The organism is Rhizobium sp. 01T444 (assembly GCF_056398305.1).
In genome coordinates this window covers 1-552 of record NZ_JBFTPD010000353.1, presented here as the reverse complement: position 1 = coordinate 552, position 552 = coordinate 1, and the positions used below count along the sequence as shown (strand labels likewise).

Genomic DNA, 552 nt, shown 5'->3' with positions numbered 1-552 from the left:
GCTCTGGCGCGCCGCGAGCGAGACTTTGATCTACCCACGCGGCGGGTCCTCTGGCGGTTCTTCCGGTAGTGAATTTGGCTGAGCGACAGCCCCAGTAACGTGCGCACGTCGCTGTGACCCGACGCGATCGTTGTCAAGATACTGCCCAAGGATCTCAAGGTCCGCTTCTCCCACCCCGCAGTTTTCGAAGTGATCGCGCCAACCGTCGACAACGCGAGCGATCTCCTGCACGATCGCTTTCGCTTCAGGCAGCTTGAGGCCGAAAGAACGCACCTCGGAAAGTGCGTTTTCCAGGGTTGAATCTGCTCCGTCGCGGCCCACCCGAAATGCTTGATACCCGATGCCGCTCATGCTCGAGACGATGTCGAACGCCGGCGACAAGGCCCAACTTCCATCCCCTTGTCGCAGCAGCCCATGGTTCTTCTCGTGGTCGTCGGTGTTGTCCATGAGAATGTTGAACACCATGCGCCTGAACAGCTCGGCTTGCTGCGCTGGGATGTCGCTCGATCGCGCCAGCCTGCGCAGCTGCTGCGCCAACTGGGGATAGCCGTA

At 60.9% G+C, this 552-nt stretch carries 1 protein-coding gene; it reads right to left on the bottom strand.

The genetic code is table 11. From position 1 onward, the window contains the following. Positions 1-30 precede the first annotated feature (30 nt). The coding region (locus AC1DTN_RS38880) for a HipA domain-containing protein (protein ID WP_477925565.1) at positions 31-552 on the bottom strand (522 nt) is incomplete at its 5' end.